This is a genomic window from Aurantimicrobium sp., assembly GCF_036667855.1.
GTDB lineage: Bacteria > Actinomycetota > Actinomycetes > Actinomycetales > Microbacteriaceae > Aurantimicrobium.
This window is the reverse complement of the sequence record NZ_JAVWTF010000042.1, coordinates 1-13,556: the sequence shown is the minus strand read 5'-3', so window position 1 is coordinate 13,556 and position 13,556 is coordinate 1. Positions and strand designations below refer to the sequence as shown.

The 13,556-nt window shown below is 55.0% G+C and carries 15 protein-coding genes and 1 tRNA gene; 11 read left to right on the top strand and 5 right to left on the bottom strand.

The window, feature by feature from the left end; all coding sequences use genetic code 11:
* Together RR877_RS08290 and RR877_RS08285 are read right to left on the bottom strand one after the other, a co-directional pair.
* On the bottom strand, positions 1-157 hold a 157-nt coding region (locus tag RR877_RS08290), incomplete at its 3' end, for a response regulator (protein ID WP_332627906.1).
* On the bottom strand, positions 154-1,296 hold the full coding sequence (locus tag RR877_RS08285; protein ID WP_332550637.1) for an ATP-binding protein: 1,143 nt from the start codon (positions 1,294-1,296) through the stop codon (positions 154-156). The genes RR877_RS08285 and RR877_RS08290, both read right to left, overlap by 4 nt.
* Before the next feature lie 201 nt (positions 1,297-1,497).
* Here RR877_RS08285 and phoU point away from each other — a divergent pair, with 201 nt between their 5' ends.
* The 5 genes from phoU to pstB all read left to right on the top strand — a co-directional run bounded on the left by phoU (position 1,498) and on the right by pstB (position 6,091).
* Positions 1,498-2,148: a phosphate signaling complex protein PhoU gene (gene phoU, locus RR877_RS08280; protein ID WP_280804521.1), complete on the top strand. Its 651-nt coding sequence runs from the start codon at positions 1,498-1,500 to the stop codon at positions 2,146-2,148.
* 132 nt (positions 2,149-2,280) lie between these two features.
* A complete protein-coding gene (pstS, locus tag RR877_RS08275) occupies positions 2,281-3,369 on the top strand; it encodes a phosphate ABC transporter substrate-binding protein PstS (protein ID WP_332550636.1) in 1,089 nt (362 codons plus the stop codon).
* 82 nt (positions 3,370-3,451) lie between these two features.
* Positions 3,452-4,399: a phosphate ABC transporter permease subunit PstC gene (gene pstC, locus RR877_RS08270; RefSeq protein WP_332550635.1), complete on the top strand. Its 948-nt coding sequence runs from the start codon at positions 3,452-3,454 to the stop codon at positions 4,397-4,399.
* Positions 4,399-5,289 carry a phosphate ABC transporter permease PstA gene (gene pstA, locus RR877_RS08265; protein ID WP_280804518.1) on the top strand — a complete coding sequence of 297 codons (891 nt, stop codon included), beginning with the start codon at positions 4,399-4,401 and terminating at the stop codon, positions 5,287-5,289. The genes pstC and pstA overlap by 1 nt, the downstream gene beginning before the upstream one ends.
* A gap of 22 nt (positions 5,290-5,311) precedes the next feature.
* The gene (gene pstB / locus RR877_RS08260) at positions 5,312-6,091 is read left to right on the top strand and encodes a phosphate ABC transporter ATP-binding protein PstB (protein ID WP_280804517.1); all 780 of its coding nucleotides are present in this window, start codon (positions 5,312-5,314) and stop codon (positions 6,089-6,091) included.
* Between the two features lie 135 nt (positions 6,092-6,226).
* Here pstB and RR877_RS08255 read toward each other — a convergent pair whose 3' ends face one another.
* On the bottom strand, positions 6,227-7,552 hold the full coding sequence (locus RR877_RS08255) for an aspartate aminotransferase family protein (RefSeq protein WP_332618798.1): 1,326 nt from the start codon (positions 7,550-7,552) through the stop codon (positions 6,227-6,229).
* Positions 7,553-7,600: 48 nt separating this feature from the next.
* Between RR877_RS08255 and RR877_RS08250 the strand changes: the two genes are divergently transcribed.
* The 3 genes from RR877_RS08250 to RR877_RS08240 all read left to right on the top strand — a co-directional run bounded on the left by RR877_RS08250 (position 7,601) and on the right by RR877_RS08240 (position 10,509).
* Positions 7,601-7,738 (top strand): hypothetical protein, encoded by a 138-nt coding sequence (locus RR877_RS08250; protein WP_277494628.1) that lies wholly within the window; start codon positions 7,601-7,603, stop codon positions 7,736-7,738.
* Positions 7,739-7,895: 157 nt separating this feature from the next.
* On the top strand, positions 7,896-8,924 hold the full coding sequence (locus tag RR877_RS08245) for an alpha/beta hydrolase (RefSeq protein ID WP_280800780.1): 1,029 nt from the start codon (positions 7,896-7,898) through the stop codon (positions 8,922-8,924).
* Between the two features lie 4 nt (positions 8,925-8,928).
* The gene (locus RR877_RS08240) at positions 8,929-10,509 is read left to right on the top strand and encodes a carboxylesterase/lipase family protein (protein ID WP_332550633.1); all 1,581 of its coding nucleotides are present in this window, start codon (positions 8,929-8,931) and stop codon (positions 10,507-10,509) included.
* On the opposite strand, the gene RR877_RS08235 is transcribed toward RR877_RS08240, so the two are convergent.
* Positions 10,510-10,965, bottom strand: coding sequence for an Lrp/AsnC family transcriptional regulator (locus tag RR877_RS08235; protein ID WP_110234627.1), 456 nt, complete (start codon positions 10,963-10,965; stop codon positions 10,510-10,512).
* 90 nt (positions 10,966-11,055) lie between these two features.
* Here RR877_RS08235 and RR877_RS08230 point away from each other — a divergent pair, with 90 nt between their 5' ends.
* A complete protein-coding gene (locus tag RR877_RS08230) occupies positions 11,056-11,994 on the top strand; it encodes a DMT family transporter (RefSeq protein ID WP_332550632.1) in 939 nt (312 codons plus the stop codon).
* Here RR877_RS08230 and RR877_RS08225 read toward each other — a convergent pair.
* A complete protein-coding gene (locus RR877_RS08225) occupies positions 11,991-12,479 on the bottom strand; it encodes a YajQ family cyclic di-GMP-binding protein (protein WP_332550631.1) in 489 nt (162 codons plus the stop codon). The two genes, RR877_RS08230 and RR877_RS08225, sit on opposite strands and share 4 nt — an antisense overlap.
* Positions 12,480-12,542: 63 nt before the next feature.
* Between RR877_RS08225 and RR877_RS08220 the strand changes: the two genes are divergently transcribed.
* Both RR877_RS08220 and RR877_RS08215 read left to right on the top strand, forming a co-directional pair.
* Complete coding sequence (locus tag RR877_RS08220) at positions 12,543-13,310, top strand: hypothetical protein (protein ID WP_277494633.1); 768 nt, start codon at positions 12,543-12,545, stop codon at positions 13,308-13,310.
* 83 nt (positions 13,311-13,393) lie between these two features.
* Positions 13,394-13,478: transfer RNA gene (locus RR877_RS08215), tRNA-Tyr, on the top strand.
* Positions 13,479-13,556 lie beyond the last annotated feature (78 nt).

Below are 13,556 nucleotides of genomic sequence, written 5' to 3'. Positions count from 1 at the left end.
GGTCAAGCAGAATTAGATCGGGAGAATGTGAGGCAAAGAGCTCGAGGGCCGCGGTGCCATCCTCGGCAACGATGATTTCGTAGCCTTCTTTATCGAGCAGGAAAGCAAGTGGTTCGCTCAGGGCAACTTCATCTTCAACAAGGAGGATTTTGGTCATGAGTCACTTTCTTCTGATGCGTTGGCGGCGTCGGGCAATCGCAGTGTGAAGGTGGAACCGCTCCCGGGTCGGGACCACACCTTCACTTCGCCACCGTGGTTTGCCACGGTGTGCTTCACGATAGAAAGGCCGAGACCAGTACCGCCGGTGGATCGTGAGCGAGCCTGGTCGGTTCGATAGAAGCGTTCAAAGACGCGCTCGGACTCTTCCGGGGTCATACCTATGCCCTGGTCGGTGACGGCAATCTCTACCAAGCCATCGCGAGCAGCAACACCGATTCCTACTCGGGAAGCGGGGGGAGAGTATTGAACTGCGTTGGATATGAGGTTGTTCACCGCCATAACAAGTTGAGTCTCATTGCCATAAACATGTGCATGCTCAATGCCGCCCACCGCAAGGTCAACAGCTTTCGCCAGCGCAACAACCTTGTTCTGATCAACTGCTTTAGCCACGACGGCATCAATACTGATGAGTTCATTATTGGACATGGCGCCTTCAATTTGAAGACGGGAAAGGTCAATGATTTCTCGGGTGATACGAGCTAAACGGGCTGCTTCATTCGAGAGGCGGTCTGCGAACTTTTTGACCAGCTCAGGATCGTCGGCAGCTTCTTGGAGTGCTTCAGCAAGCAGACTGACTGCGCCGATAGGGGTTTTTAATTCGTGGCTGATGTTGGCGACAAAGTCACGGCGAACCTCTTCAAGGCGACGGAACTCTGTCTTATCGGCGATGAGAAGCAAGGTGTATTTCGATCCGAAGCGAGAAGCTCGTGCAGAGAGAGTCATAGTCGCTTCGCCAAAACCGCGAGCGACCTCGAGGTCCCTTGAGATATCTGTTGGCGCATCACGAAGATCGTCAGCTAATTCAATGAGTTCAGGTCGGGCCAAACGGTCATTGTTAACCAGGCCTAGTGCTACAGCGCCTGGTGAAGTTGCCACCACGTTTTGTGAAGGGTCCAAAATGATGGCGGGTACTTCAAGAACATTAAGTAGCTCAATGACTCCACCGGGCAGCGGCGCAGTCAAGGCTCGGTCAGATTCTTCGGTTCGTCGAATCAGCGTGAAAATCAAGAAGGTTACGCCGGCGCCGACGGCAATGCTCACAATCGCGACTAATGCGATGAGCAATCCAGTGTTCATAGCTCAACGCTAACTGACCTAGCTGAGTGTGCAGACAGAAATTCACTCAAAAATAGCTTGAGTAGAAAAGTGTTCGCCGGTTCGACACCTTCCGTTAACCTTCGCGTGGCCCCTGGTACACCAACGCCCGGCTTACTTATCTCAAGTAGACAAACAAACTGCGTCTGCTGATCATCCATAAGATCGCCGATAAGGACTTTCATGCGCGAAGTATTCCAGCAAGAACTTCACGAGGTGCAGTCACGCCTGGTTGAAATTTCCAAGCTCGTCACCATCTCCATTGAGAACGCAACTAATGCATTTGGAAACAGTGACGTTGTGCTCGCCGAGCAGGTTATTGATGAAGATGCTCGCATTGACGAGCTTGCGCTGAGCCTAGACGAACTGGCCATACAGATTCTTGCTCGTCAACAGCCGGTTGCCCGCGACCTTCGAGTGGTGGTTTCAGCATTGCGAATTAGTGCTTCGCTCGAGCGCATGGGCGATATGTCAGAACACATTGCCCAGCTTGCCCGATACCGCTTCCCCGATAAGGCAGTGCCCAAGGGTCTGCGCAGCACGTTCCGCGACATGGGTGAACTCGATGTCCAGATCTCACGCAAGCTCACCGCACTCTTGGAAACTCAAGACGTGGCATTGGTCGAAGAAATCCGAAACTTGGATGACGAAATCGACAACCTGCACTTGCGAGTATTCGACAAGGTGCTGGGTGAGACCTGGAAGGGCGACACTGTCGGCACCGTAGATGCCACCTTAGCCAGCCGGTACCACGAGCGTTTCGCAGACCATGCAGTCTCCATTTCGAAGAAGGTCATTTACCTCTCGACGGGTGACTGGGCTCCCGAACTTTAAGTGTTGGAAATCGTTCACCCTGTGTTCACCTCCGCGCAGAGTAACGGCTACCTCGCTCACATAACTTCATAACTGGATCACCAAGATCCGCACCCACATCAAGAAGATCCCTGGAAGGGAAACACAGTGAACATGAAGCGATTCGGCCGCTCCGCAGCCATCGTTCTTGCAGCATCAACCGCTCTCTCGCTCACCGCATGTGCAGCGAACGAGTCCGCAGCTCCTGAAGCAACCGTCAGCAGCCTCACCGGCACGCTCGTCGGCGCAGGTGCATCGAGCCAGGGTAGCGCCCAGGAAGCCTGGATCGCCGGCTTCCAGACTGCTAACCCCGGTGTCACCATTACGTATGACCCCACCGGTTCGGGTGCTGGCCGTGAAGCTTTCATCGCTGGTGGAACTGACTTCGCAGGTTCTGACTCGTTCCTCAAGGACGAAGAGCTCACCAAGACCTTCGCAGCGTGCGCTCCTGGCACCACCGCATTCGAGGTTCCTGCCTACATTTCTCCCATCGCTGTTATCTTCAACGTTGATGGCGTAGACGAGCTCAACCTCGATGCATCAACCATTGCAAAGATCTTTACTGGTGCAATCACCACCTGGAATGACCCTGCAATCGCTGCTCTGAACCCCAAGGCACAGCTTCCAGACACCGCCATTACTCCCGTTCACCGCTCGGATGACTCGGGTACCACCAAGAACTTCTCTGACTACCTGTTCCAGACCGCTAAGGCTGACTGGGCAATTGAGAAGCCTGCAGACACCTTCCCCTTCCAGACTGGCGAAGGCGCTCAGGGTACCTCCGGTGTTGTTGACGCAGTCAAGAACGGTACCGGCACCATCGGTTACGCAGATGCTTCTAAGGCCGGCAAGCTCGGCGTTGCCAAGATCAAGGTCGGCAACAAGTTCATCGGGTACACCCCTGAAGCTGCAGCAGCAGTTGTTGCTGAATCCAAGGCTGTAGAAGGTCGTGCAAAGACCGACATGGCAATCAACATCAACCGCACCACCACCGATGCAACCCACTACCCCATCGTTCTCGTTTCCTACCTCATTGGGTGCAACGAGTACGCGAAGGCTGGAGTAGCCGACCTGGTGAAGCCTTACTTCACCTACATCCTCAGCCCTGAGGGTCAGGCAGTAGCTGCCAGCAGCGCAGGCTCCGCACCACTGGATGCAACGCTCGCTGAGCAGGCAACCGCCATCGTTTCAAACATCAAGTAATACCCCGCCCAGTCCGGGAATGGCCTCACCGCCATGACCGGGCTGGGCACCCCCCTTCCCCTCACGTCAGAGAAATGACATCGTGACAACAGCTGAAATCACTCCCGCGAAAACCCGCACGCCACGGCGCTTGGGCGATCGCATTTTTGCTGGTTCCAGTGTCTTCGCTGGAAGCCTCATTCTTGTTGTGCTGGCAGCAGTAGCTATCTTCCTCATCGCACAGAGCCTTCCTGCTTTGATGGCAGACCCCAGCGCAGTAACCAAAGACGGCTCAGGGTTCTGGGCTTATGTGTGGCCCCTCGTCTTTGGAACCGTCTGGGCAGCAGCTTTAGCTCTCCTCTTTGCACTTCCCCTTTCCATCGGGATTGCACTCTTTATTTCCCACTACGCCCCTCGTCGATTAGCTCAGGGCTTGGGGTATGTCGTCGATCTTCTCGCTGCTGTTCCTTCTGTTGTGTTCGGCCTCTGGGGCATCACCGTTCTGGCTCCTGCAGTTCAGCCGCTTTATGCCTGGCTGGTGGAGAACATGGGATGGTTCCCCCTGTTCGCAGGTCCTGTCTCGGGCACTGGCCGCAGCATTCTCACCGTGGCGGTCGTGCTAGCGGTAATGATTCTTCCCATCATCACGGCGCTCTCACGCGAAGTGTTCTTGCAGACACCTCGACTTCACGAAGAAGCAGCCCTGGCACTTGGTGCCACTCGTTGGGAAATGATCCGCATTGCTGTGCTTCCCTTTGGTCGCCCTGGAATCATTTCGGCAACCATGTTGGGACTGGGCCGTGCTTTGGGTGAAACCATGGCCGTGGCGATGGTGCTGTCCCCAGCTGCAGTCGTCTCCTTCGCCCTGCTCACCTCGCAAAACCCCAGCACGATTGCCGCCAATATTGCCCTGAACTTCCCCGAGGCGCACGACATTGGCGTGAACGTGCTGGTTGCCACGGGACTCATTCTCTTCCTCATCACCTTGGCTGTGAACTCAGGTGCCCGCCTGGTGATTAACCGTCGTAAAGACTTCTCGGGAGCGAACTAATGAGTAGTTTCACTTTCGCCTCAAACTCGGTAGCTCGGCGCCGCAAGATCACCAACACGGTGATGACTGTGTTGGTGACGCTGGCCTTCCTCATCGCTTTGCTTCCGCTGATCTCACTTGTTGTGACAGCGCTCACTAATGGAGCAGCGCGATTCGACCCCACCTTCTTTAACTCCTCCATGCGTAATGTTGTGGGCGCCGGCGGCGGTGGCCTTCACGCCATCATGGGAACTCTGCTCATCACAGGTGCAGCGACACTCATCTCGGTGCCTATCGGAATCATGACCGCGATCTACTTGGTCGAATACGGCCGTGGTCGCCTTGCACGCGCAATCACTTTCCTCGTAGATGTGATGACGGGTATTCCTTCGATTGTTGCTGGTCTCTTCGCCTTTGCCTTATTCGCCATCTTCTTCGGTCCCGGTATTCGTTTTGGTATTGGCGGTTCGATTGCGCTCTCGGTTTTGATGATTCCGGTAGTCGTTCGCTCAACCGAAGAGATGCTCAAGCTGGTTCCCAATGAATTGCGTGAAGCTTCTTATGCCCTCGGTGTTCCAAAGTGGCTCACCGTGGTGAAGGTAGTTCTGCCCACCTCTATCGGTGGAATCATCACCGGTGTGATGATCGCGATTTCTCGCGTCATCGGTGAGACGGCGCCGCTACTTGTCATCGCCGGCATGACGACCAGCATGAACTACGACCTCTTCTCAGACCGCATGGCTACCTTGCCCGTGTTCGTCTATACGCAGTATGCGAACCAGGGCACGGATGCTCAGGCCTATATTGACCGCGCCTGGACAGGTGCACTCGTGTTGATTCTGTTCGTGATGGTGCTGAACCTGCTAGCCAGACTCATTGCCAAAATTCTCGCCCCTAAGGTCTCCCGCTAACGCGGCCACAAGAAAGCACACTATGTCTAAGCGCATCGAAGTCAAAGACCTCAACGTTTACTACGGCAAGTTCAAGGCCGTCGAAGATGTCACGCTCACCATCGAGCCCCGCACCGTCACCGCCTTCATTGGCCCATCCGGTTGTGGCAAGTCCACCTTCCTCCGCACGCTCAACCGCATGCACGAGGTAATCCCCGGCGCACGAGTTGAGGGTGAAGTGCTCATTGACGGCAAGAACCTCTACGACTCTGACGTGGATCCTGTGTTGGTCCGCCGCAACGTGGGAATGGTGTTCCAGCGCCCCAACCCATTCCCCACAATGTCCATTCGTGACAACGTTCTTGCTGGAGTGAAGCTCAACAACTCCAGAATTTCCAAGACTGATGCGGATGAACTCGTCGAGCGCTCGCTCAAGGGAGCAAACCTTTGGAAAGAGGTGCGTGACCGTTTGGACAAGCCAGGTTCTGGTCTCTCTGGTGGTCAGCAGCAGCGTCTGTGTATTGCACGTGCGATTGCTGTGTCCCCTGAGGTCATTCTCATGGATGAGCCCTGCTCCGCTCTGGACCCCATCTCCACCCTTGCGATTGAGGACCTCATTGAAGAACTCAAGGCGAAGTACACCATCGTCATCGTGACCCACAACATGCAGCAGGCTTCTCGTGTCTCTGACAAGACTGCCTTCTTCAACATTGCGGGCACCGGTGAACCCGGAAAGCTCATCGAGTTCGATGACACCACCACGATCTTTGAGAACCCTCACGTTCAGGCAACTGAGGACTACATCTCCGGTCGTTTCGGATAAATCGAAACTTCTACACACCTGAGGAAATGACGCAGGGCCCCGGTTTCCCGGGGCCCTGAACTCAATCCTGAGGAATGAGCGTTGTCCTATGATTTTATCTCGACTACATCGCTTCAAGAATTACTGAGCGAGTAATTAGGCGCTCAACTCAGAAAGCACAGTGTCAATAATCGCGAGACCTTCACGAGCTTCGTCTCCGGTGACCACGCAGGGTGGCACAACGTGGAGTCGGTTATCTGCCATGAAGGGCAAGAGCTTGTGAGCAAGCAGAGCAGCCTTGAGCTTGCCCATCCAGGCAGCGTCCACGGGTTCTTTAGTGTTGCGGTTGGTGACGAACTCTACGGCCCAGAACACACCTGAACCTCGAACATCTCCAATGACGCTGTGCTTGTCCTTGAGAGCATTCAGGCCTGGGCCGAGAACGGTTGCTCCGATGTGCTTGGAGTTCTCGACGACCTTCTCTTCTTCCATCGCTTCGATAGTGGCAACAATGCTTGCCATGGCCAGGGGATGGCCAGAGTAGGTGAGGCCGCCGGGGAAGACGCGCTCGTCGAAGGCGTGAGCGATTTCGCTGTTGATGATGACACCACCGGCAGGGATGTAACCAGAGTTGACGCCCTTGGCGAAGGTGATGAGGTCAGGAACCACGTCGAAGGCATTGAAGGCGAACCATTCACCGGTTCGACCAAAGCCAGCCATGACCTCATCCAAGATCAGCACGATGCCGTATTTATCGGCCAGGGCTCGAACGCCCTTGAGGAAGCCAGGTGGGGGAGTGAGGATGCCGGCAGTGCCTGGAACGGATTCAATCAGGAAGGCCGCAATGCTTGCAGAGCCTTCTGCTTGAATGGTGCGCTCGAGGAAGTGCAGTGCACGCTCTGACTCCTGCTCAGGAGTGGTTGCCCAGTATTCGGAGCGGTAGAGGTAGGGGCCAAAGACGTGTTTGTGGCCACGTGAGTACTCGTTGGGAATACGACGCCAGTCACCGGTGGAGACAATCGCTGAGCCGGTGTTGCCGTGGTACGAGCGGTAGAACGAGATGACCTTGTCACGGCCGGTGTGGAGGCGTGCCATGCGGATAGCGTTTTCGTTCGCATCAGCACCACCGTTGGTGAAGAACACCTTCTCAAAGCCTGCAGGAGCGTAAGAAAGAATCTTCTGCGCAGCGAGGGCACGCATGTTGTTGGCGTGAGCTGGTGCGACAGTTGTGAGCACATCTGCCTGGGCCTTAATAGCCTCAATCACCTTGGGGTGCTGGTGACCAATGTTGACATTGACCAACATGGAGGAGAAGTCGAGGTAGGTGTTGCCTTCATAGTCCCAGATGCGTGACCCCTTCCCGCCGGCAATCACGAAGGGGGCAAGAGTGCCTTGTGCCGACCAGGAGTGGAAGACGTTGCTGGTGTCTGCTTCGCGGACGGTTGCGTTGTCTGCAGGGTGGAGTAGTGGTGAATCTGACATTTTGCGCCTCCAAGAACGGATGTCCTATGTGAAAAGTACAATATTTATGTGGATAAAGAAGTAGTCGAGCCAGAACAAACTGTTGTTCTTGACGCTCAGGCACAGCACAAGGCTGACGTTGATGCAGCTGTTGAGATAGTTCTTGAAAGATATGCAGAAGTGTTTGAACGGCTGTCCAAAACTTAAACCATCAAGACCACGACCCTACGAAATCTGAAACGAATGAGGCCATTCGCTATCGGAATCGGTGGGTATTAGCCAATTTTCCTGAGGTTTTCTCAGTTCTGATGCTATTAGCTCAATTCACAGACACACAACATCTTTCGTAGGTGAGAATGGGAATGTGGAAAAGACAGTGACGTGGACAGAAGACGTCCTCGGTGACGGCTTCGTTCAAGCAACGCTGGAGCTCACTCCAGATTCTGAAGGACCCGTTGTTGCCACGATTGTGAAGGCTCCGGCTCCACAGCAGCCCGGCTTTCTCGACAGACTTCTCGGGCGATCCGCTCAGGTTGCCGCCAACACTGATGTGCTGTACATCCATGGCTGGTCTGACTATTTCTTCCAAAAGAACTTGGCCGACTACTGGCGCTCTCAGGGCGCACAGTTTTATGCCCTCGATTTGCGCAAATACGGCCGCAGTATTCGTCCCGGCCAGTCCGAGGGTTTCATTGAAAACCTTGCTGACTATGACGAAGACATCGAGGCAGCCCTCGAGGTGATGGGTCACGGCTCCAAGAAGTCAGGCGCCAACGACAAAGCTTTGGAAGGCCGCAAACTTATTGTGATGGGCCATTCCACTGGTGGGCTCATCTTTAGTCTGTGGGCAAACCGCTACCCCGACCGGGCTGATGCCGTCGTGCTCAACAGCCCCTGGTTGGAGTATCAACTCACTGCTGCAGCGCGTGCACTGGTGGCACCCGTGCTTCGCGCAGGAACAAAGATTAACCCCAAGTCCAAGATGCCCAGCATTGACTTTGGTTTTTACTCCCGCACGGTGGATAAGAACAAAGACGGCGAATGGGAGTTCAACTACGACTGGCGCCCTGAGCATGGATTCCCCGTTCGTCCCGCCTGGCTCAATGCCATATTGACTGGCCATGCCCAAGTTGCGGCAGGGCTGGATATTCCTGTGCCCGTGTTCACCTGGCTTTCCACCAGAAGCCTGCTCGTGCCCAGATGGAGTCCGGACATGATGAAAGCAGATGTCGCCATTGATGTGAACATCGTGGCAGCACGTGTGCATCAACTAGGCAAGCTCGTAACTCTTTCACGTATTGAGAACGCCATGCACGACGTGGTGCTTTCTGCGCGCCCGGTGCGCAATCATGCATTCGATGAACTGACTCGCTGGCTTAAGGCATACCTTTAGAACTATGGACGCATTCGCAGACCCAACCCTTCTCGTTCCCACCACGGCAGGCATTGTTCGCGGATCCCGCGATGGCAATGCTCACCGCTGGCTCGGCATTCCCTATGCCACCCCTCCTGTGGGAGAACTGCGACTGAAGGCCCCGCTTCCTGTTCAGCCATGGGCCGGCGTGAAAGATGCTCTCGAGTTTGGCAGCGCAGCTCCACAAGAACCCACCAAAGTCATCCCACTTCCTGTGGGCGTCGAGATCAACGAAGACTGCCTCAACCTCAACGTATGGGCACCGCCTCGTGCGGAAGGCGATACTCGTCAACGACCCGTCATGTTCTGGATTCACGGCGGCGCGTATTTCATTGGCTTCTCAGCCCAGCCTGTCTATAACGGACGTGCGCTCGCCGAAACTGGTGACGTTGTCGTGGTCACCATCAACTACCGCCTGGGAGCACTGGGCTTCCTCGACTTCACCTCGTTCAGTGACCCTGCAGACCCGTTTGATTCCAACCTGGGCATGCGGGATATCTTGCTGGCCCTGAACTGGGTCAAGGACAACATCGCCGCCTTCGGTGGGAACCCAGATGACGTCACCATCTTTGGTGAGTCCGCTGGTGCAGGTTGTGTCACCACGTTGATGACCATGCCATCCGCGGAGGGACTTTTCCACCGTGCGATTGCCGAGAGCTCCCCAGCCACCAGTGTGTACAAGCCAGAGCGTGCGGCTCTGGTTGCCAAGGCCTACCTCGACCTCATCGGGGTTGAGGCGAAAGATGCAGCTCAGCGCCTGCGTGAAATAGACGCGGTGACACTGGCTCAGCAAACCACACACCTACTTGACCACGTGGCCACAACCTGGCCGGGAACCGTCGCCTTTGCGCCCATCGTGGATGGCGACTTGATTCCGGGATATCCGGTCGCGGCATTTCGTGCTGGCAAGCAGATTAAGGTTCCGCTGATTATTGGAACCAACCATGACGAGGCAGCACTCTTCAAGATGATGAAGTCACCTCTGATGCCCATCAGTGAATCTTCCATCAATGAAATGTTCGAGCTTGTCGCCAAGGACAACCCCAAGCTCAAGAATCTCGAACCAGGCATCATCGCCGAGTATCCGGATTTCCCTAAGCAAAAGGGAGGCATGGAAATTGCCCGCGATGCGGGTTTCCGCATGCCTTCTATCTGGGTGGCCGAAGCACATTCCAAGGTGGCACCCACCTGGATGTATCGCTTCGACCAGGCACCACCCCTGATGAAGTTGCTGGGAATCGGTGCAAGCCATGCAACCGAGCTTCCCTACGTCTTTGGCACACTGCCCGACAAGCTCTCAGAAAAGAAGGCACTGCAGTTCCGTTTGGGCGGGCTCAAGGAAGCCAAGCAGATTTCACGCCGCATGATGGCGCGCTGGTTGAGCTTTGCTCGAACAGCTAATCCAGTGACGGTGGATTCAGAAACGGGACAGGATCTTGTTTGGCCACGTTATGACGAGAAGACGCGAAGCACCCTGATTATCAATGGCACCGACACCATTGAGAATGACCCTGATGGTGACATTCGTAAAGCCTGGGGCGAAGAAGTCCTTGGGTTTAAGTAACTAGTTCACGGGCAGGGGAGTGGGAGATTTTGTCACTCCGAATGCGAAGGATGTTTCTATCGACGCAATTCCCGGCAGAGTTCGGACATCGTCCCGAATGAATTCTTCAAACTCGGTGAGGTCTTTCACCATCACTTTGAGCAGATAGTCGGCACCGCCTGACATTAGATATGCCTCAACGATGCGGGCAACGCCGCGGATGCGCTCTTCCAAATCAGCAACAACATCTGCACTGTGTGAATTCATTGTGATGCGGACAAAGGCCGTCACGTCGAGATCTACTGCACGGGAACTAATGCGTGCGGTGTATCCGGTGATGACACCACTTTCTTCGAGCTGTCTTACGCGGCGTAAGCAAGGCGAGGGGGAAAGCCCAACCCGGTCTGCAAGATCTTGGTTGCTCAAGCGGCCATCTAGCTGAAGTTCCCACAAAATCTGCTTATCTATGCTGTCCATAAAGATATATTGGCAGATTATTGCTTAAATTGCCTCTGTTGCGCGATAAATGGCAATCGCCTGCTTCGCGTTTTTGCTTAGCGTTGAGGCATGAAGACAACACGGATGAAGTGGGGATATCTCGCAATGGGGGCGGTAGTTCTCATTTGGTCAACTTTTGCCTTGAGCATTCGTGCTGCTGGCAATACGTCTCTCACTCCGGGAGATGTTGCCCTGTTGAGGTTCGGCGTTCCCTCACTCCTCCTCATCCCGGTCATTCCGAAGACAATCCGCATCATGCGTCGCCAGCCCTGGTACTGGACAGTGCTCATTGCCATCGGTGGCGGGTTCCCCTTCCTCATGCTGGTTCAGCTAGGAGGCGCGGCGACTTCTGCTGCACTGGTGGGAACAATTCCACCCGGAACGATCCCGGTCTTTATTATGATCTTCGGGGCAGTTCTCGGCACGCATTTCGCCACGGCCAGGTGGTTCGGCATAGCGTGTATTGCGGCGGGGGTCGTCGTGGCGATGCAGGGTAGCGGAGCTGCACATCTTGCGGGAGTGGGATTGCTTCTCACGGCCGGAGCACTGTGGTCTCTCTATGTTTTGGCGGTTTCTAAAACGAGTTATCGACCACTCGACATTGTTGTCTTGTTGGCAGTGCCTTCCAGTGTGATGTCTGGCGTCTTCATCGAAACGGGACTGCTTCACACGACCCTCTTCACCGGCGGTGCAGTCCTCTCAGAGATGTTGACCTACGCAGTGCTCCAAGGTGTTGTTATTGGGATCATTTCTACGCTGCTGTATTCATTCGCCATCACGAACCTCGGTGCCAGTCGCGCGGCACTGATGGGAAGTGTGAGTCCCGTACTGACAACGCTGGGCGCTATACCTCTCCTAGGAGAGACCCCTGCACTGGGCACAGTAGTCTGCTTGGTTTTGGTTTCTGCCGGGGTGCTGACGGCAAATCTCTGGGGAACTGCTGTGCCGTTAACGCACACGCGCAGCCGGCTAGGAGCCAGGCTGCGCGTGAAGAATGCGATTGTTTAGCGGAAGTTCACAAACTGGAGAGCAACCGGAAGGTCCGCTCCCTTGAGCAGTGCCATGGTCGCCTGCAGGTCATCGCGACTCTTCGAAGAAACACGAACCTCGTCACCTTGAATCTGAGACTTGACCGACTTGGGGCCTTCGTCACGGATGAGCTTGGTCACCTTCTTGGCGTTCTCCTGGTCGATGCCTTCTTTCATCTTGGCTTCGATACGGAATTCTTTACCCGAGGGGAAGGGGTCGCCAGCGTCCAGGCTGCGCAGAGAGATGCCACGCTTAATCAGCTTTGCTTCGAATACTTCGAGGATTGCCTTCACGCGCTCTTCCGAGTTGGCCTTCATGAGGATCTTCTCTCCGCTCCACTCGATGGAGGCGCCAACGTTCTTGAAGTCGTAACGCTGTTCAACCTCTTTGATTGCCTGGTTGAGGGCGTTATCGGTCTCCATTTTGTCGACCTTGCTTACTACGTCAAATGATGAATCAGCCATGAGTCCATGTTATCCAGCCCGTCCTCGGCTGATTGTCAGCCGGGGCTTAGAGAATGGATATAGATGGCATCTAAGAAAGTAAGACGGAACCGCACACTCATGGTGATTGCGGTGCTTGGTCTTGCCACGTGGGGATTTGTTGCTTGTAGCACGGGGGGAACAACAGCAGGTGACGAAGGCCCATTCGCTCCGGTCCTAGCTACCCCACCTCACGTTGAAGGTCTTACTCTCGACCAACTTGCTCACACTGCAATCGCAGAACTTCCAGACCCCACGTGGGTGAAACAAACAGCGCAGCAGACAGGCATTCCTGAGCGTGCACTCACTGCGTATGCCGGAGTGGCCATAGGTCTTTCTGTTGTGGACCCTGAATGCCATCTGTCGTGGAACACCCTGGCCGGCATTGGCTGGGTGGAGTCTCACCACGGCAACATCTTTGGCGGGAAGATCTTGCCTAACGGCAATATGTCGGAACCTATCTATGGCATTCCTCTTGATGGCAAGAATGACACCAAGGCTTTGCCCGATTTCGACGACGGTAACTTTGACGGAACAGCAGAGTTTGACCGCGCGGTGGGCCCCATGCAGATCGTGCCACCCACGTGGGCTGCCTGGCATAACGACGGCAACAATGATGGCAATGAAGACGGCCAAAACATTGACGATGCTGCCCTCGCGGCAGGGCGTTACCTCTGCTACTCCGGTGGAGACCTCTCCACACCTCAGGGTTGGCAGGACGCTGTCTTCGGCTATAACCAGGTTCCGAAGTACATGGTGGACGTTGCCAACAAGGCAAATGAATACGCCAGCAAAGTTCCTTCTGCAGGCTAAGGCCAGTGACGATTTTCAACTATCGCCTTGCCCCGGTATTGTTGAGAGGCACTTAGTCGTGAGTAATCATGATGAACCGCAACGGCAAGTTACCCTAGCGGCCAAAGGGATCTGACTGTAAATCAGACGGCTCAGCCTTCGGGGGTTCGAATCCCTCACTTGCCACCACTGTGATGAGTCGGGACCTTGTTGACAGATGAGTCCCGACCTTGTTGACAAAATTATGAAAGTCCAGGCCATCGGCCT

Bases quoted from the DNA above. Each gene is read 5' to 3' on its own strand.
- RR877_RS08285 (WP_332550637.1), bottom strand. From the start codon at position 1,296: ATGAACACTGGATTGCTCATCGCATTAGTCGCGATTGTGAGCATTGCC.
- phoU (WP_280804521.1), top strand. From the start codon at position 1,498: ATGCGCGAAGTATTCCAGCAAGAACTTCACGAGGTGCAGTCACGCCTG.
- pstS (WP_332550636.1), top strand. From the start codon at position 2,281: ATGAAGCGATTCGGCCGCTCCGCAGCCATCGTTCTTGCAGCATCAACC.
- pstA (WP_280804518.1), top strand. From the start codon at position 4,399: ATGAGTAGTTTCACTTTCGCCTCAAACTCGGTAGCTCGGCGCCGCAAG.
- pstB (WP_280804517.1), top strand. From the start codon at position 5,312: ATGTCTAAGCGCATCGAAGTCAAAGACCTCAACGTTTACTACGGCAAG.
- RR877_RS08255 (WP_332618798.1), bottom strand. From the start codon at position 7,552: ATGTCAGATTCACCACTACTCCACCCTGCAGACAACGCAACCGTCCGC.
- RR877_RS08240 (WP_332550633.1), top strand. From the start codon at position 8,929: ATGGACGCATTCGCAGACCCAACCCTTCTCGTTCCCACCACGGCAGGC.
- RR877_RS08235 (WP_110234627.1), bottom strand. From the start codon at position 10,965: ATGGACAGCATAGATAAGCAGATTTTGTGGGAACTTCAGCTAGATGGC.
- RR877_RS08230 (WP_332550632.1), top strand. From the start codon at position 11,056: ATGAAGACAACACGGATGAAGTGGGGATATCTCGCAATGGGGGCGGTA.
- RR877_RS08225 (WP_332550631.1), bottom strand. From the start codon at position 12,479: ATGGCTGATTCATCATTTGACGTAGTAAGCAAGGTCGACAAAATGGAG.
- RR877_RS08220 (WP_277494633.1), top strand. From the start codon at position 12,543: ATGGCATCTAAGAAAGTAAGACGGAACCGCACACTCATGGTGATTGCG.